Below are 17,908 nucleotides of genomic sequence, written 5' to 3'. Positions count from 1 at the left end.
GCGTGTCAACGCAGAGGGCGCCTCAATAACCCTGCTCGAAATAGCTTTCGAGAATGATGACTGCAGAAGCGGAGTCAATCTTACCTTTGTTGAGCGCACGATAGCCGCCTTGCTCAAACAGGCCAGACCGTGCTTCAACGGTGCTCAGGCGTTCGTCATGCAGCGTTACCGTCACGCCAAATCGACCATGGATGCGGTTAGCAAATTTGCGCGCGCGGGCAGTGAGCGGTTGCTCGGTGCCGTCCATGTTTAGCGGCAAGCCAACGATGATTTCATCCGGCTGCCACTCTTTGAGCAGGCGTTCGACGAGTAGCCAGTCCGGCGTGCCGTCCTGCGCTTTAATGGCCGGAAGCGGGCGGGCGGTGCCGGTGACGCGTTGACCAATCGCCACGCCGATACTTTTGGTGCCAAAATCAAAGGCCAGTAACGTTCCGCTCATCAGGCATGCCCCGCCACGCCGGGCATGGTCTGAATGTCGATGCCAATCAGTCTGGCAGCGTCGCGCCAGCGGTCGGCTATCGGCGTTTTGAACAGAATATTGAGATCGGCGGGTGCGGTCAGCCAGGCGTTATCCAGCAACTCTTGCTCCAGTTGGCCTTTATCCCACGACGCGTAGCCCAGCGCGACCAGCACTTCAGAGGGTTGTTCGCGGGTGCCTAAGGTTTCCAGTACGTCACGGGAAGTGGTAATGACCGTGTTATCGGAAATGCGAATGCTTGATGAAAAACGCGACGGAGGGGTGTGCAGGATAAACCCGCGATCTTCCGCCAGCGGGCCGCCGAGCATCACCGCTTTATCCAGGCGAATAGCCGGATCGCGCGGTTCCGGGGTGATTTTCAGCTTTTCCAGAATTCCTTCAATCTGCAAGTTTTCCAGCGGTTTGTTAACAATAATCCCCATTGCGCCATCTTCATTATGTTCGCAAATATAGACCACAGAGCGGCGGAAAATCGGATCCTGGAGAGCAGGCATGGCAATAAGAAAGTGATGCTGTAAATTCATTGTCAGAGGTTCTGTGTCCTGGTTTAAAAAATCAACAGGGGTCAGTATGTGTGGAAAGCGTTAAATTGTCACTCTTAGAAACGCGTTGCCGGATGGGGCTTCGCTTTATCTGGCGAACAGGGACGCAAAATGTCAGCCGGACACGACGACCAGGCGTCGCGTCCGGCGTCAGATTTTACCTGGCAAGGCGCGCTTCGATGGCGTCCATCAGCATGCCGGTAATGGAGACGGGGAACTCCGCTTCAATCTCGCGAATACAGGTCGGGCTGGTGACGTTAATCTCGGTCAGGCGATCGCCAATGATGTCCAGACCGACAAAAATCAGCCCTTTAGCTTTCAGCGTTGGCCCAATGCGGCGCGCGATTTCCCAGTCGCTGTCGGTTAATGGACGCGGTTCGCCACGACCGCCCGCGGCGAGGTTGCCACGGGTTTCGCCGCCCTGCGGGATACGCGCCAGGCAGTACGGCACCGGCTCGCCATCCACCACCAGCACGCGCTTATCGCCATCGACAATCGCCGGCAGATAGTTCTGCGCCATGCAGTAACGGGTGCCATGCTCGGTCAGGGTCTCGGCAATCACTCCGAGGTTCGGATCTCCCTCTTTCACCCGGAAAATGGACGCGCCGCCCATGCCGTCCAGCGGCTTAAGAATAATGTCGCTGTGTTTTTGCCAGAAGGCTTTCAACTGTGCTTTGTTGCGGGTGACCAGCGTTTCCGGCGTCAGGTCAGAGAACCAGGCGGTGAACAGTTTTTCATTACAGTCGCGCAGACTCTGCGGTTTGTTCACGATCAGTGTACCTTTCTCTTCGGCGCGCTCCAGAATGTAGGTGGCGTAAATAAATTCGGTATCAAACGGCGGATCTTTACGCATCAGAATCACGTCGAGATCCGCCAGCGCCAGATCCTGCTCGCCGGTAAAGTCATACCATTTGTCGTAGTTCTGCTCGACGCTCAGCGTGCGCGTATGCGCGCGGGCTTCACCATTGATCAAATAAAGATCGGCCATCTCCATATAATGAAGTTCGTAACCACGACGTTGCGCTTCCAGCAGCATAGCGAAGCTGGAGTCTTTCTTGATGTTGATGCTTGCGATGGGGTCCATCACGATGCCGAGCTTGATCATTATTCTTCTCCGTTAGCCCAGATCGCCAAAACGCACCTGCAGCGCGGTGATGGCGGTGAGCGCAGTTGTCTCAGTACGCAGAACGCGAGGTCCTAACAGAATATCAGTAAACTGGTAGCGTGCGGTCATGGCGATTTCATCTGCCGACAGCCCGCCTTCCGGGCCAATCAGCAGACGAACGCGTTCAACCGGCAGCGGCAGCGTATTAATACTGTTGCTGGCGCGGGGATGAAGGTTCAGTTTTAACCCTTCTTCCTGTTCCGCGCACCAGGCTTCCAGGTCCATCGCCGGGCGGATTTCCGGCACCCGGTTGCGGCCACACTGTTCGCAGGCGGCGATGGCGATTTTTTGCCACTGCTGCAGCTTCTTGTTCAGACGTTCATTATCCAGTTTAACGCCGCAGCGCTCAGAAAAAAGTGGCGTAATGAGGCTTACACCAAGCTCGATCGATTTCTGGATGGTGAATTCCATTTTTTCACCGCGCGACATCACCTGTCCAAGGTGAATATGTAACGGCGATTCGCGATCGTCTGTTTCTCCGCGCAGAACCTTTACCTCCACGCTCTTTTTACTGGCATGGGTAATTTCGGCGTCAAAAACCTGATTGCTGCCGTCAAACAGCTGCAGCGCCTGACCCGGCCCCATCCGCAGTACGCGCCCGATATGATTCGCGGCATCTTCGCACAATGAAAATTGCGTGTTAGCGATAATGGGTTCACGGTGATAAATGCGGGGAATTCGCATGGTTAACAGTCCGCGTCTTGCCCCACGCCCGTTGGCGCGGGGAGGTTTAATATGAATCCCGCTAGTGTAGGTTAGCTCTTTTGCGCCTGGCAAGCGCGTTGCACATACGGGTTGTGGTTGCCTTGCACCTTCGCGATACGTTCGTCGCGCTCGCACTCCCAGTCGCTGACCGGGTACATCTTATTCCACGCGTTGAAAAGTTGGGTTTGCTGGCGGGAAAGGGTCAGATCGTACTGGTCGCGCATGTAAAAGTACGTTCGGGCGATGGCGCCGCGAGCGCGGGCGGGCGGCTCGGCGGCCTTCGCTTTAAAGTCGACCTTCATTGCACACTGCCCGTATTGACCGTCGCCGCCGTTCCATTGGCTGTACATAAAGTTGCCGCGATCGCCGTTAACCTCGCCAACGGCGGGCTGCAGGTTATGCATGTCGCTTTCCATTTTGCGATAGACCGGGTCTTTGGCGCAGTTTTTACGCCCACCGTCCTGCCAGCACTGACGCTGGTGGCCAAACTGCCATGCAGGAACCACGTGTTCCCATTCAATTCGGCTGGCGCGGTTTTCATTTTTACGCACTTTATAGCCGCAGGATGCGAGATCAACGACCCCTTTTTTCCCCTGCCAGTTGATTTTACATCCGCAGTAGAAGTCGCCAGGTACGTCGGCGTAGATCTTGACGCCAGCGGCTTTGGCTTGTGAAAAGCTGTTGATTCCGGCAGCAAGGGCCGGGCCTGAAAATACCGTTGCCAGCAGCGCAGCGGTAACACTCAAATGACGGTACATCACACACTCCGTGTCAAAACGAGCCCGCAACGTAGCGAAAGATGATTTGGGATGCAATCAGTCAGATCAGGAAAGTTCCTGATAGTTCTGATTATTTCAGTGGCACTAAGGGTTCGCCGCAGTGAACGCAGCGGTAGGTGGCCTCACCGCGTACCACACGATTATGGCGGCGGACGGTCAATTGATGTTCCTGACACTGACAGCGATAAGGATAGGTATTGCGGCGCACTGACTGGAGCGCAAACTCATGGGTGCGCCGTGCAGGCACGCCAAGTACGCTTTCCATCATCCATTTCCACTCTTTACCGTGCGGCGCCACGCGGCCAAAGTGCTTCCAGACCAGCAAATGCGCCAGCTCGTGGGGAACCACTTCGCTGATAAATGCGTCAGTGTTCTCCATCAGCAAGACCGGGTTCAGGCGAATTTCGTAGCTTTCCAGCCAGGCGGTGCCGGCGGAGGTGCCACGCTGCTGATAAACCAGCTTAGGTTCAGGATAGCTGCGCGCCAGTTTCAGGTTTGCCCTGGCGAGATTTTCCCGCAGGCTGCGCATAACGGCCTGCTGGACGGCGATGGGGAGACGGGCTGTTTTCATAACGGCAGAGAATAATGGCTAAAAAAGGCGACTGCAACCAGCGCTTACCTGTCAGGCAGGAAAGTGCAGGGCGAAAATATGCTTTCCGTCGCGAAAGCGGTAGCTCACTGTGGCGGAATGCAGAGTCATAATGGCTTTAACCAGCGATAATCCCAGCCCATAACCCGCAGACTGACGAGCATTGTCTCCTCGCCAGAAGCGATGAAACAGCTTATCGGCGTTCAGGGCGACGGTGCCTGGATTACGGATCTCGATAACCGTTTGGTCAGGGTTGCCACTGGCCTCAATCTCCACGGTCGCCTGCGCCGGCGAATAGCGGATCGCATTACTGAGCAGGTTCATTAATACCCTTTGCAGCAACGTCCGGTCCGCCTGAATCGTTGCATCGCCTGATACGAAAAAGCGGATGTTCTTTTCTTCGGCTTCGTACTCAAGAAACTCGACAAGGTTGTTGATGACCGCGGAGTAAGCCACCGCTTCTTTGGCGAGCAAAATAGTATGATGCTCCGCCCTGGCGAGGAAAAGGATGTTTTCCGTTAGACGCGAAAGTCCCTCAAGCTCCTCAATATTGCTCGCCAGCGTGTGTTGATATTGTTCAGCCGTGCGCGCTTTGCTTAACGCCACCTGGTTATGGCCCAACAGAATATTGACCGGGGTACGCAGCTCGTGCGCCAGATCGTCAGCAAACTGATTCAGGCGCGTAAAGTCATCACAGAGCTTCTGGCGCATTACGTTCAGCGCGCTGCCCAACGGCTTCAACTCGACGGGGAGCGCATTTTCGTCCAGCGGCTGGCTCAGCCCACGACTGTCGATATTAGCCGTCTGCTGACTGAGCGATGTTATCGCTTTTAGTCCTCGCCTGACCAGAAAGGGGCTGAGCGCTGAGCACACCAGGATGGCGAGGATGCCGATCGCCAGGCTGTTATTCCGGTACTGCTCAAGCATGTCCTGGCGTTCCGATGCCAGTCTGGCGACGGTAATGGTGACAGGGCGGGCGTCGCTACTCGCGATGATGCGCACCGCTGAAAGTTGCGTACCGGCAATATCCCTTTTGGCGAGGGACGCCAGCGTCGGTTTTTGCTGCGCCGGAAGGGCATCCAGAACCGCTGGATTGACCCCGGTATGATTAACGGCAATATTTTCCGACGTGGGGGAGTGGATAAGCAGAATATCCTGGCGGGTGTCCATCATCCGGTTGAAATAAAGGGGAAGATTTTCCGCTTTCGCGCCGTCAACAAGCAGTTGTCGGATTTGCTCCGCGCGGTTAATCAGAGTGATGTCATCACGCCAGGTCAGCTCTTTACTCAGCGCGCGATACAGCGTCCAGCTGACGCCAGCGCAGGCGAGGGTCAGCACCAACACAAATAACATCGTCAGGCGCAACGTCATGGAGAGTTCACGCTTCATTGTTTTCTCCGGCGCACAGGCGGTAACCCATCCCTCTGACGGTGCCGATCAGCTTCACCTCAAACGGATCGTCGATTTTTGCCCGCAGGCGGCGGATGGCGACGTCTACCGTGTTGGTCTCACTGTCGAAATTGATTCCCCATACCTCGCTGGCGATGACCGCTCTGGGGATGATTTCTCCGGCTCTGGACGCCAGCAGCCAGAGCAGCAGAAACTCTTTCCGGGTTAAGACAATGGCCTTTCCTTCGCGGGAAACGCTTTGCCTGACGGAGTCCATTTCCAGCCCGCTGATTTTTATTCGGGTCTGGCCGCGACTGTGATTTCTCAACAGCGCGCGCACCCGCGCCAGCAGTTCGGCGAAAGAAAAAGGCTTCACCAGATAATCATTGGCGCCGGACTCCAGCCCTTTTACCCGGTCCTCAATGGCGTCGCGAGCGGTCAGACAAATGACCGGCGTTTGCTGTGCGGTTCTGATCGCTTTCAACACCTGCCAGCCGTCCAGTTCTGGCAGCATGATATCCAGAACGATCAGGCTATAAGGTTCATGCAGCGCGAGACGGAGTCCCATTTTGCCATCGCTGGCCTGGTCGACGACATAGCCTGCTTCCGTCAGCCCCTGGCTTACCCAGTCGCGGGTTTTCTGGTTATCTTCAATCAGCAAAATCTTCATGGAATTCACTATGTCACACGCGGCGGGTCACGGCTAAAAATAACACCAAAGATGACGAAAATGTAATGCGAATGTCAGGTTAGCAGCGGGCGGTTCATCTACATTTGTCTCACTCACCCCATACGGAGCGACACATGAAAAAAACTATTTTGACCGTAGCGTTACTCAGCGCAATGTCTGTACCCGCCATGGCGATGGCGGCAGCCACTAACCTGCTGAGCGTACATATTCTCGATCAGCAAACCGGCAAGCCTGCGGCGAATGTTGAGGTTATCCTTGAGCAAAAACGTCAGGACGGCTGGCAGCAGTTAAACAGCGGCCGCACCGATCGGGACGGCAGAATTAAGGCGCTATGGCCTGAACAGGCGGCAAAACCTGGGGATTATCGCGTAACGTTTAAAACCAAACCGTACTTCGACAGCAAACAGCAGGCGAGTTTTTTCCCTGAAGTTCCCGTTGAATTTCATATCAGCAATACCAGCGAACACTACCACGTTCCCTTACTGCTGAGTCAATACGGTTACTCGACCTATCGGGGAAGCTAAGCGTTAAGAGAAACGGGCGTCCTCTCAGACGAGAGGACGCGCAGGGAAGATTAGTCGTGCGCGCCGATTTCGCGCAGCTTGCGGCCTTTCATCAGGTTACGCTCGATGTGTTCCAGCGACACATGTTTGGTTTCCGGCACCAGCCACAGCGTGAGCAGAATGAACAGCACGTTCAGCGCGGCGTACACCCAGAAGGTGTTAGCGCTGCCCAGGTTGTTGAGCATGGTCAGGAATGTTGCCCCGACGATCATGTTGGCGATCCAGTTGGTGGCGGTAGAGCAGGTGATACCGAAATCGCGACCTTTCAGTGGCTGAATTTCAGAACACAGGACCCAGATCAGCGGACCGGCGCTCATGGCAAACCCGATGATAAACATCAACAGCATGGCGATGGCGAAGTACTGGGCTGCCGGCGAGTGGATGCCAACGTGCATCATCGTCCCCATAATTCCCATCCCTGCCGCCATGACCAGGAAGCCCAGCGTCAACGTCGGCTTACGGCCCCAGCGGTCAACCAGGCCGATAGCGATAAAGGTGGCCAGTACGTTAGTCAGACCGACAATAACGGTACCCCACATCTGTTCGGTGGTGTTCGTGTAACCCGCCAGTTCGAAGATTTTCGGCGCGTAATACATGATGACGTTCATCCCGGTGAACTGCTGCATCACCTGTAACAGCACGCCGAGGAATACCGCGCGGCGGAAGTTGCTGTTCTCTTTAAACAGCGCCCAGCCGCTTTGTTTTACCTGCAAACTTTCACGGATTTCGTCCAGCTCGCGCTTCGCTTCAGCGCTGGTGTCACGCAGGCGCAGCAGCACCCGTTCCGCGTCGTGGAAGCGGCGTTTCGCGGCAAACCAGCGCGGGCTGTCGGGGAGGAAGAAAACGCCGATCAGCAGCAGGATAGCCGGAATGATGATAATGCCCAGCATCCAGCGCCATGCGCCGCTGTAGCTAAAGGCGGTATCTGAAAGATAGGCGCCGAGAATACCAATGGTGATCATCAACTGATACATGGAAATCATACTGCCGCGAATTTTCTCCGGCGCAATCTCAGACAGATACAGCGGGGCGGTGTAAGAGGCGACGCCGACGGCCAGCCCCAGCAGTACGCGGGAAAGAATCAGCACCTCGACGTTAGGCGCAGCGGCGGAAAACAGCGAACCAGCAACAAACAAGATCGCGCCAATCATCAGGCTTTTTTTACGCCCGAGCTTGAAGGAGAGCCAGCCGCTGCCGACGGCGCCCACTGCCGCACCGAACATCATGGAGCTGACAACCCACTCCTGGGTGTGGGCGGAAATCTGGAACTCGTCAGTAATAAACGGTAACGCGCCGGCAATAACGCCGATATCCAGGCCAAAAAGTAATCCTGCCAGGGCTGCAAGGAAGCAGACAAAAAATGTCATCGCCTTATTTGAACGCCCCTGTTTTTTATTGTCAGGCATTATGCCCTCCGATTGGGTTATCAGTTTTGATGATGGTAAGGGTAGGTCAGTGCACCGTAAAAATATGTGATTGTTATCACGTTGGTGTAATCGGTTACACTATCATTTATCCCATTAATGTTTTAACTTTCTGAAATTAAAACCTTTTACTAACCTTAGTACGGGAGCGTTTGTCTGAATTTAAGACAAAGCTGAAAAACAATGTAACAACTCTGCGAGCGGGATCATGGCGAAGGGAAATGGCGGTCAGAGGGGGAGAAAAGCGAATGTAATCGCTTTCATGAATACGTTATGAGGTCGTGTAAAGTGTAGATGACGCAGGGAGGTTTTGCCGGAAGGGCAACGCGTATCCGGCCTGCGTTGTAGGATGCGGGCCGGATATGCAGAGAAGGGATTATTTCAGACCGGCAGCGTCGCGCAGTACCTGCGCTTTGTCGGTTTTTTCCCACGGGAAATGTTCGCGGCCAAAGTGACCATACGCAGCGGTTTCTTTGTAGATCGGGTGCAGCAGATCCAGCATCTGAATCAGGCCGTAAGGGCGAAGATCAAAGAATTCACGCACCAGCAGGGTTAACTGTTCAGTCGGCACTTTTTCCGTACCGAAGGTTTCCACCATGATGGAAGTCGGTTCAGCCACCCCGATGGCATAAGACACCTGGATTTCACAACGGTCAGCCAGACCCGCTGCAACGATGTTTTTCGCCACGTAACGCGCCGCGTAGGCTGCGGAACGGTCAACTTTTGATGGATCTTTACCGGAGAATGCGCCGCCGCCGTGACGCGCCATACCGCCGTAAGTATCGACGATGATTTTACGGCCAGTCAGACCACAGTCGCCCATCGGGCCGCCGATAACGAAACGACCGGTCGGGTTGATGAAGAATTTGGTGGCGGAAGACAGCCATTCGGTTGGCAGAATCGGCTTGATGATCTCTTCCATCACCGCTTCCTGCAGCGTTTTCTGCTCGATATCTTCAGCATGCTGGGTGGACAGCACGACCGCGTCGATGCCGACAATTTTACCGTCATCGTACTGGAAGGTAACCTGGCTTTTCGCATCCGGACGCAGCCACGGCAGGGTGCCGTTTTTACGGACTTCAGCCTGACGTTGTACCAGACGGTGCGCGTAGGTGACCGGCGCAGGCATCAGCACGTCGGTTTCGTTGGTGGCATAGCCGAACATCAGACCCTGGTCGCCCGCGCCTTGCTCCAGCGGATCGGCACGGTCTACGCCCTGGTTGATGTCTGGCGACTGTTTGCCAATGGCGCTCAGAACCGCACAAGAGTTGGCGTCAAAGCCCATGTCGGAATGCACATAGCCAATTTCGCGCACGGTGTTACGGGTGATCTCTTCGATATCGACCCATGCGCTGGTGGTGATTTCACCACCCACTAAAACCATACCGGTTTTGACGTAGGTTTCACAGGCGACGCGCGCTTTCGGATCCTGTTCCAGGATCGCATCCAGCACGGCATCAGAGATTTGGTCAGCGATTTTGTCAGGATGCCCTTCTGATACGGACTCGGACGTAAAAAGGTGTTTAGCCATTTTTTGTTTCACCTAAAGAGAATTTGGTTAGCTCAAACTGTTGTGCGGAAAAGCCAGGGTAGAAGATTCCACCAGGGCTTGCAGGTTAGTGACACTGGCAGTCTGAGTGTTAATCAGTATGGATGGATTAACATCTGGACGGCTATTTTAGGTTACTTCTTCACCCGATTTCCAGTTTTTTTTGAATCATCTCTCACTGCGTTGTAAACGTGTGTGGAAATTTTTACAAACACTGATGGCAATCTGCGCATTTATGTTTTGCTTTTTAAATCGCTTATCGGTATAAATCGCGGCGCGCGGCTCACACAAAAAAGCGCTCGATGGATTCATCGTGTCGCCACTTCCAGCCGGGTTAAAACGAATGCTTTGGCTTTTGGCTTGTCCTGCGGGGCGGCCGTGGAGGTGATACGAAATAATGAACCGTTGTTTACTGCTGAATCTGACGCACCGTTCTGGTGTGCGCATGTCCCCCGCATTCTGCATCTCTGTTTTGCATACCTGCCGATGTTATACCCATCTCGGCGCTTCTCAGGACTCCAGGGCCGGTTGATCGCTTTGTGATTTCTGAACAAGGGCACTCCTGAATCTCAGGAGGTTTCTCGTGGTTTCGCCGAACCTTGTCATACTTAAGTTCGGTTACGTGTTTTACAATGATATGAATAAGAAACCGGTCGCACGGCCTCGCTTTCAGCACGATGTGCTGAAACTTAGCGCCGTTTATGGGTTGTTATCGCAGTGTTACGCTGCGATAGTAGTCAACTGTTTTACACTTAATACAAAGAGTTGAGGTTCGCTATGTCTGACGATATGTCTATGGGTTCGCCTTCGTCAGCGGGCGAACAGGGTGTACTACGCTCCATGCAGGAGGTTGCAATGAGCTCCCAGGAAGCCAGCAAGATGCTGCGTACTTACAATATTGCCTGGTGGGGCAATAATTACTATGACGTCAACGAGCTGGGCCACATCAGCGTGTGCCCGGATCCTGACGTTCCGCAAGCGCGCGTCGACCTCGCCAAACTGGTGAAGGCTCGCGAAGCGCAGGGGCAGCGTCTGCCTGCACTCTTCTGCTTTCCGCAGATCCTGCAACACCGTCTGCGTTCCATTAACGCCGCGTTTAAACGCGCGCGGGAATCGTATGGCTATAACGGCGACTATTTCCTCGTTTACCCGATCAAAGTAAACCAGCACCGTCGCGTCATTGAATCCTTGATCCACTCTGGCGAACCGCTGGGGCTGGAGGCGGGGTCAAAAGCTGAGCTGATGGCGGTACTGGCGCACGCGGGCATGACCCGTAGCGTGATCGTGTGTAACGGTTATAAAGACCGTGAATACATCCGTCTGGCGCTGATTGGCGAAAAGATGGGCCATAAGGTCTATCTGGTTATCGAGAAGATGACGGAAATCGCTATCGTTCTGGAAGAGGCCGAGCGTCTGAACGTCGTGCCGCGCCTCGGCGTGCGCGCCCGCCTGGCCTCGCAAGGCTCGGGTAAATGGCAGTCTTCCGGCGGCGAAAAGTCGAAATTCGGCCTGGCGGCGGCGCAGGTGCTGCAACTGGTGGAGATTCTGCGCGAACGCGGGCGTCTCGACAGCATTCAACTGCTGCACTTCCATCTCGGTTCGCAAATGGCCAACATTCGCGATATCGCCACTGGTGTGCGTGAGTCGGCGCGTTTCTACGTAGAGCTGCACAAACTGGGCGTGAACATCCAGTGTTTCGACGTTGGTGGCGGTCTTGGTGTGGACTATGAAGGCACCCGCTCGCAGTCTGACTGCTCGGTAAACTACGGCCTTAATGAATACGCTAACAATATTATTTGGGCGATTGGCGATGCCTGCGACGAGCACGGCCTGCCGCACCCGACGGTGATCACCGAGTCAGGTCGCGCCGTTACCGCGCACCATACGGTGCTGGTTTCCAATATCATCGGCGTAGAGCGTAACGAATACACGGAAGCAACGCCGCCTGCGGACGACGCGCCGCGCGCGCTGCAAAGCATGTGGGAAACCTGGCAGGAAATGCATGAACCAGGCACCCGCCGTTCGCTGCGTGAATGGCTGCACGATAGCCAGATGGACCTGCACGATATTCATGTGGGTTATTCGTCCGGAACCTTTAGCCTTCAGGAACGCGCCTGGGCCGAGCAGCTGTATCTGAACATGTGTCATGAAGTGCAGAAACAGCTCGACCCGAGCAACCGCGCGCATCGCCCGATCATTGACGAACTGCAGGAGCGGATGGCGGACAAAATGTACGTCAACTTTTCCCTGTTCCAGTCGATGCCGGATGCGTGGGGGATCGATCAGTTGTTCCCGGTATTGCCGCTGGAAGGACTGGATCAGGTGCCGGAGCGCCGCGCGGTACTGCTGGACATCACCTGCGATTCTGACGGCGCTATCGATCACTACATCGACGGTGACGGTATCGCTACCACGATGCCGATGCCGGAATACGATCCGGATAACCCGCCAATGCTTGGCTTCTTTATGGTCGGCGCGTATCAGGAGATCCTTGGCAACATGCATAACCTGTTTGGCGACACCGAAGCGGTTGACGTGTTTGTCTTCCCTGACGGCAGCGTCGAGGTTGAGCTGTCAGACGAAGGGGATACCGTGGCGGACATGTTGCAATATGTGCAATTAGATCCGAAAACGCTGCTGACCCACTTCCGCGATCAGGTGAAACAGACCGGACTGGACGATGCGCTACAGCAGCAGTTCCTTGAAGAGTTTGAAGCCGGTCTTTACGGGTACACGTATCTGGAAGACGAGTAGCGGTTGATGCCCGGCGGCGCTGCGCTGTCCGGGCCGACAATTCCGCGCCGGATAGGGTGAATCCGTCAACCGGCAGGATGCTATACTCACTTGAACCCGTATGAATTAACGGCGATAATTCGTCCCAATAAGCGATTTACGAATCAATCCCTTCCTCGTCGGGTTTAACGACGCGGAAGGGATTTTTTTTCATCTGTTTTTAATGTATCGACTTTAAATGAGGTCTGGTCATGAGCACTTTAGGTCATCAGTACGATAACTCTCTGGTATCTAACGCGTTTGGTTTTTTACGCCTTCCAATGAACTTCCAGCCGTACGACAGCGACGCTGACTGGGTGATCACCGGCGTTCCGTTTGATATGGCGACGTCGGGGCGCGCAGGCGGGCGTCATGGCCCGGCGGCGATCCGTCAGGTTTCGACTAACCTCGCCTGGGAGCACAACCGCTTCCCGTGGAACTTCGATATGCGCGAGCGCCTGAACGTTGTTGACTGCGGCGATCTGGTGTATGCGTTCGGCGATGCCCGTGAAATGAGCGAAAAGCTGCAGGCGCACGCAGAGAAATTGCTGGCTGCTGGCAAGCGGATGCTCTCCTTCGGTGGCGACCACTTCGTGACTCTGCCGCTGCTGCGCGCCCACGCGAAGCACTTCGGCAAAATGGCGCTGGTGCACTTTGATGCGCATACCGACACCTACGCGAACGGCTGTGAATTTGACCATGGCACCATGTTCTACACCGCGCCGAACGAAGGCTTGATCGACCCGAATCATTCTGTACAGATCGGTATTCGTACCGAGTTTGACAAAGACAACGGCTTTACCGTGCTGGACGCCTGCCAGGTCAACGATCGCGGCGTGGACGATATCCTCGCGCAGGTGAAGCAGATCGTCGGCGACATGCCGGTTTACCTGACGTTTGACATCGACTGTCTGGATCCGGCGTTTGCTCCGGGAACCGGTACGCCGGTTATTGGCGGTCTGACTTCCGATCGCGCCATTAAGCTGGTTCGTGGCCTGAAGGATCTGAATATCGTCGGTATGGACGTGGTGGAAGTCGCGCCAGCTTATGACCAGTCGGAAATTACCGCACTGGCTGCCGCGACGCTGGCATTAGAGATGCTTTATATCCAGGCGGCGAAGAAAGGCGAGTAATCTCGCCATTTTGAAAGCGGGCAGCGCGCTGCCCGTGTCATAACCGGCGTTGCCGGGGTGAAAAATCGTTACTTGATACCGTCCGCTTTCATGCGATCGCGAATATGCTGCGCACGTTCAGCCGATGCCGGGTGATCGTCAAACATAGAGCTTTGACGGCCTTCTTCCAGCTTCGCCAGTTTCTCGAAGCTGGTCGCCAGACCCGCCGGACTGAGGCCGCGTTTGCGCAATAAGTCGTAAGAGTAGTCATCAGCTTCTGATTCCTGGCGCTGGGAGAACTGCGAGTTCACCAGTTTTTCACCCAGATCCCCGAGCTGTGACTGGGACAGACTGCCGACAATTCCGCCCGCGGATGCCGCCGCCGCGCGTACAGCATTGGTGCCCAGCGCAACTTGCATCCCTTTCTTCACGTGGCCGAGCGCCACGTGACCCATTTCGTGACCGATAACCGCTTCCACTTCGTTATCCGTCATCATGTCCATCAGGCCGCTGTAGACGCGGATACAGCCGTTCGCCATAGCAAAAGCGTTCACGTCTTTCGCCATGTAAACCTTATAGTTAACCGCCTGTCCGTTGATGTTATCGCCCAGCGCGGCGGCGATTTTACTCAGGCGTTTCGCGTACTCGCTGCTGGCAGGCGCGAGAGTGGCTTTCCCGTCCATCTCTGCGCAAGCCTGGTCGCTTAGCGCTTTCACCTGCGCATCGCTCAGGCTATAGGCCTGAAACGCTTCGGCGCCCGATGAAAGCAGTCCGTTGGAGTCCATATTCTGGCAGCCGGTCAACACCGTCGCCATGCCCATAGCAAGCAGTAAAGCGCGAATCTTCATGTTTTTTTCTTCCGCATGAAATGAGGATTGTTCTAAAAGTGCGCCTGAGCAGATGAACCGGCGCTTATGACTAAGTATAAAGAAAAGAACAACAAGCGGGCGAGCAGATTGCGCAACATGCGAGCACGATCCGGAGATTTCTGAAGCGGCAAAAGGATGCTCCATGTACATGGCAGGCGGCTTGGGTTACATTGTTCGCACTTTTTTCCGGCGTAGCCCAAAACGCGCTGTCGTCAAGTCGTTACGGGCATGGCCTTCATCATCCGATCTGGAGTCAAAATGTCCTCACGTAAAGAGCTTGCTAATGCTATTCGTGCGCTGAGCATGGACGCAGTACAGAAAGCCAAATCCGGTCACCCGGGCGCCCCTATGGGTATGGCTGACATTGCCGAAGTCCTGTGGCGTGATTTCCTGAACCACAACCCGAGCAACCCGTCCTGGGCTGACCGTGACCGCTTTGTGCTGTCTAACGGCCACGGCTCCATGCTGATTTACAGCCTGCTGCACCTCACTGGCTACGATCTGCCAATGTCGGAACTGCAGAACTTCCGTCAGCTGCATTCCAAAACCCCGGGCCACCCGGAAGTGGGCTACACCGCTGGTGTTGAAACCACGACCGGCCCGCTGGGACAGGGTATTGCTAACGCAGTGGGCATGGCGATTGCGGAAAAAACGCTGGCCGCCCAGTTTAACCGCCCGGGTCATGACATTGTTAACCACTACACCTACGCGTTTATGGGCGACGGCTGCATGATGGAAGGCATCTCTCACGAGGTCTGCTCGCTGGCTGGTACCCTGAAACTCGGTAAACTGGTGGCGTTCTACGATGACAACGGGATCTCCATCGATGGTCACGTTGAAGGCTGGTTCACTGACGATACCGCGAAGCGTTTCGAAGCCTACGGCTGGCACGTGGTGCGCGGCGTAGACGGTCACGACGCTGACGCAATCAAACGTGCGGTAGAAGAAGCGCGCGCTGTCACCGACAAACCGTCCCTGCTGATGTGCAAAACCATCATTGGTTTCGGTTCTCCGAATAAAGCGGGTACCCACGACTCCCACGGTGCGCCGCTGGGCGATGCCGAAATCGCGCTGACCCGCGAACAACTGGGCTGGAAATACGCGCCGTTTGAAATCCCGTCTGAAATCTATGCTCAATGGGATGCGAAAGAAGCCGGCCAGGCGAAAGAAGCGGCCTGGAACGAGAAATTCGCTGCCTACGCGAAGGCTTTCCCACAGGAAGCGGCAGAATTCACCCGCCGTATGAAAGGTGAAATGCCGGCTGACTTCGACGCGAAAGCGAACGAGTTTATCGCGAAGCTGCAGGCGAATCCGTCTAAAATCGCCAGCCGTAAAGCGTCTCAGAATGCGATCGAAGCCTTTGGTCCTCTGCTGCCTGAATTCCTCGGCGGCTCCGCTGACCTGGCGCCTTCTAACCTGACCCTGTGGTCTGGTTCTAAGCCGATCAACGAAGACACTGCCGGTAACTACATCCATTACGGCGTGCGTGAATTCGGTATGACCGCTATCGCTAACGGTATCTCTCTGCACGGTGGTTTCTTGCCGTATACCTCCACCTTCCTGATGTTTGTTGAATACGCCCGTAACGCGGTGCGTATGGCTGCGCTGATGAAACAGCGTCAGGTGATGGTTTACACCCACGACTCCATCGGTCTGGGTGAAGACGGTCCGACTCACCAGCCGGTTGAACAGGTGGCTTCCCTGCGCGTGACCCCGAACATGAGCACATGGCGCCCGTGCGACCAGGTGGAATCCGCCGTGGCGTGGAAATACGGCGTTGAGCGTCAGGACGGTCCGACCGCACTGATTCTTTCCCGTCAGAATCTGGCGCAGCAGGAACGTACCGAAGAGCAACTGGCGAACATCGCGCGCGGTGGTTACGTGCTGAAAGACTGTGCTGGTCAACCTGAGCTGATCTTCATCGCTACCGGTTCAGAAGTTGAGCTGGCGGTGGCCGCATGGGACAAACTGACCGCAGAAGGCGTGAAGGCGCGTGTGGTCTCCATGCCGTCTACCGACGCGTTTGACAAGCAGGATGCCGCCTATCGTGAAGCGGTACTGCCAAAAGCCGTTACCGCACGCGTGGCGGTTGAAGCCGGCATCGCTGACTACTGGTTCAAATACGTAGGCCTCAACGGCGCTATTGTGGGCATGACGACCTTCGGCGAATCCGCGCCTGCTGAGCAACTGTTCGAAGAATTTGGTTTCACCGTGGACAACGTGGTGGCTAAAGCGAAAGACCTGCTGCGATAATGGCGTACTCGCTTGAAATGGACCGCATAGCAACATAACGCGAGTTCATTCGCGCAAAATCTGAATCCGGAAATGACACGCATTTCCGGATTTTTTTTCTCTTTTTTCTCCTCTTACCCGCGCAAAAAACATCATAAAAATTATTTTACTCAATGAATTTCTTGAATAAAACAACTCCATATTTGGACACTGCACGTGCTATATATTTACTTAATAAATATAAATTCAAGTAATAAAAGAAATAATTCCTTATATATCAGCTGTGTTCAAAATTAAACAGTGCAATATTCATTCATAAAATAAATATTGGTCCATTTTAGGATTATATTTAGGACCGGAATGTAGTTGACACAAGCAAAAAAAACTAGAATGCATCCTCATTTCACTATTATTTTATATATGGATATAGTATGAATTATATTGCGAAAAGTGCATTACTGACGGTTCTCATTTGCGCCGGGAATGTTGCCGCTGCGGAAGATGGAACAATTACCTTTGAAGGGACGATTAGCGATGCGACCTGTACAATAACGGGGGGCGATGCTACCGGCACCTCCACGACCCCGGACTTTACTGTACATCTGCCACCCATCAGCATCACGGCATTAGCGGCGGATGGTGAGCGTGCAGGGGACACACCATTCTTTATTAAACTCAGCGGCGCAAACTGTGCGAACGGAAAGGTTGCCAGCGTCTTCTTTGAACTCGCGCAAAGTACAAATATCGACAATGCTACCGGTAACCTGAAAAACACCGTTGCTGCAGATAGCGGCGGCGCGAATAAAGTGCAGGTGGGTTTGCTTGATGCTAATAAAGCGATTCTGAATCTGACGACGGCCAACGAATCAGCGATCACCAAAACGGTGAGCGGTAATACTGCGCAGTTTGACTACTGGGCGCAGTATGTTGCTACCGGCGGCGCGGCTACCGCTGGTGAGGTCAGTACTGAAGTGGTTTATTCCATCAAATATCAGTGATCCCCTAATAAATTAATCATGTATTAGCCAAATGGCGGAGAACATCCGCCA

Annotated in this window: 18 protein-coding genes; 7 read left to right on the top strand and 11 right to left on the bottom strand. The window is 54.6% G+C overall.

Going from position 1 to position 17,908, the window contains the following annotated elements:
- Positions 1-22: 22 nt before the first annotated feature.
- The 8 genes from ruvX to hprR all read right to left on the bottom strand — a co-directional run bounded on the left by ruvX (position 23) and on the right by hprR (position 6,317).
- A complete protein-coding gene (ruvX, locus tag CSE01S_RS15620) occupies positions 23-439 on the bottom strand; it encodes a Holliday junction resolvase RuvX (protein WP_042290401.1) in 417 nt (138 codons plus the stop codon).
- Positions 439-1,002 carry a YqgE/AlgH family protein gene (locus CSE01S_RS15615; RefSeq protein ID WP_042290400.1) on the bottom strand — a complete coding sequence of 188 codons (564 nt, stop codon included), beginning with the start codon at positions 1,000-1,002 and terminating at the stop codon, positions 439-441. The genes ruvX and CSE01S_RS15615 overlap by 1 nt, the downstream gene beginning before the upstream one ends.
- A gap of 175 nt (positions 1,003-1,177) precedes the next feature.
- Entirely contained in the window at positions 1,178-2,125 is a 948-nt protein-coding gene (gene gshB, locus CSE01S_RS15610) for a glutathione synthase (RefSeq protein WP_042290397.1), read from the bottom strand.
- A 12-nt stretch (positions 2,126-2,137) separates the two neighbouring features.
- On the bottom strand, positions 2,138-2,869 hold the full coding sequence (rsmE, locus tag CSE01S_RS15605) for a 16S rRNA (uracil(1498)-N(3))-methyltransferase (protein ID WP_042290395.1): 732 nt from the start codon (positions 2,867-2,869) through the stop codon (positions 2,138-2,140).
- Positions 2,870-2,940: 71 nt separating this feature from the next.
- Positions 2,941-3,648 carry a deoxyribonuclease I gene (endA, locus tag CSE01S_RS15600; protein WP_042290392.1) on the bottom strand — a complete coding sequence of 236 codons (708 nt, stop codon included), beginning with the start codon at positions 3,646-3,648 and terminating at the stop codon, positions 2,941-2,943.
- Between the two features lie 91 nt (positions 3,649-3,739).
- Positions 3,740-4,240, bottom strand: coding sequence for a SprT family zinc-dependent metalloprotease (locus CSE01S_RS15595; protein WP_042290390.1), 501 nt, complete (start codon positions 4,238-4,240; stop codon positions 3,740-3,742).
- Positions 4,241-4,291: 51 nt separating this feature from the next.
- Positions 4,292-5,647, bottom strand: coding sequence for a heavy metal sensor histidine kinase (locus tag CSE01S_RS15590; protein ID WP_042290387.1), 1,356 nt, complete (start codon positions 5,645-5,647; stop codon positions 4,292-4,294).
- The gene (gene hprR, locus CSE01S_RS15585; protein ID WP_042290384.1) at positions 5,637-6,317 is read right to left on the bottom strand and encodes a response regulator transcription factor HprR; all 681 of its coding nucleotides are present in this window, start codon (positions 6,315-6,317) and stop codon (positions 5,637-5,639) included. The genes CSE01S_RS15590 and hprR overlap by 11 nt, the downstream gene beginning before the upstream one ends.
- A gap of 134 nt (positions 6,318-6,451) precedes the next feature.
- Between hprR and hiuH the strand changes: the two genes are divergently transcribed.
- Complete coding sequence (gene hiuH / locus CSE01S_RS15580; protein ID WP_042290381.1) at positions 6,452-6,862, top strand: hydroxyisourate hydrolase; 411 nt, start codon at positions 6,452-6,454, stop codon at positions 6,860-6,862.
- A gap of 50 nt (positions 6,863-6,912) precedes the next feature.
- On the opposite strand, the gene galP is transcribed toward hiuH, so the two are convergent.
- Both galP and metK read right to left on the bottom strand, forming a co-directional pair.
- Complete coding sequence (gene galP / locus CSE01S_RS15575) at positions 6,913-8,328, bottom strand: galactose/proton symporter (protein WP_256380057.1); 1,416 nt, start codon at positions 8,326-8,328, stop codon at positions 6,913-6,915.
- 373 nt (positions 8,329-8,701) lie between these two features.
- Positions 8,702-9,856, bottom strand: a complete 1,155-nt coding sequence (metK, locus tag CSE01S_RS15570) for a methionine adenosyltransferase (protein ID WP_042290376.1) — start codon at positions 9,854-9,856, stop codon at positions 8,702-8,704.
- Positions 9,857-10,271: 415 nt separating this feature from the next.
- Here metK and yqgG point away from each other — a divergent pair, with 415 nt between their 5' ends.
- The 4 genes from yqgG to speB all read left to right on the top strand — a co-directional run bounded on the left by yqgG (position 10,272) and on the right by speB (position 13,779).
- Positions 10,272-10,406: a small protein YqgG gene (yqgG, locus tag CSE01S_RS23470; RefSeq protein ID WP_269468262.1), complete on the top strand. Its 135-nt coding sequence runs from the start codon at positions 10,272-10,274 to the stop codon at positions 10,404-10,406.
- Between the two features lie 105 nt (positions 10,407-10,511).
- Complete coding sequence (gene yqgB, locus CSE01S_RS23130; RefSeq protein ID WP_042290464.1) at positions 10,512-10,643, top strand: acid stress response protein YqgB; 132 nt, start codon at positions 10,512-10,514, stop codon at positions 10,641-10,643.
- Between the two features lie 8 nt (positions 10,644-10,651).
- Positions 10,652-12,628: a biosynthetic arginine decarboxylase gene (gene speA / locus CSE01S_RS15555; protein WP_042290374.1), complete on the top strand. Its 1,977-nt coding sequence runs from the start codon at positions 10,652-10,654 to the stop codon at positions 12,626-12,628.
- A gap of 230 nt (positions 12,629-12,858) precedes the next feature.
- The gene (speB, locus tag CSE01S_RS15550; RefSeq protein ID WP_042290372.1) at positions 12,859-13,779 is read left to right on the top strand and encodes an agmatinase; all 921 of its coding nucleotides are present in this window, start codon (positions 12,859-12,861) and stop codon (positions 13,777-13,779) included.
- 68 nt (positions 13,780-13,847) lie between these two features.
- Here speB and loiP read toward each other — a convergent pair whose 3' ends face one another.
- Positions 13,848-14,606 carry a metalloprotease LoiP gene (gene loiP, locus CSE01S_RS15545; protein WP_042290370.1) on the bottom strand — a complete coding sequence of 253 codons (759 nt, stop codon included), beginning with the start codon at positions 14,604-14,606 and terminating at the stop codon, positions 13,848-13,850.
- A gap of 279 nt (positions 14,607-14,885) precedes the next feature.
- On the opposite strand from loiP, the gene tkt reads away from it, so the two are divergent.
- Positions 14,886-16,880 carry a transketolase gene (gene tkt, locus CSE01S_RS15540; protein ID WP_042290367.1) on the top strand — a complete coding sequence of 665 codons (1,995 nt, stop codon included), beginning with the start codon at positions 14,886-14,888 and terminating at the stop codon, positions 16,878-16,880.
- A 410-nt stretch (positions 16,881-17,290) separates the two neighbouring features.
- Positions 17,291-17,857: a fimbrial protein gene (locus CSE01S_RS15535; protein WP_042290365.1), complete on the top strand. Its 567-nt coding sequence runs from the start codon at positions 17,291-17,293 to the stop codon at positions 17,855-17,857.
- The last annotated feature ends 51 nt before the right edge of the window (positions 17,858-17,908 follow it).

Source organism: Citrobacter sedlakii NBRC 105722 (genome assembly GCF_000759835.1).
Taxonomy (GTDB): Bacteria; Pseudomonadota; Gammaproteobacteria; order Enterobacterales; family Enterobacteriaceae; genus Citrobacter_A; species Citrobacter_A sedlakii.
The sequence above is the reverse complement of the archived record's forward strand: the minus strand, read 5'-3'. Positions and strand labels throughout refer to the sequence as shown.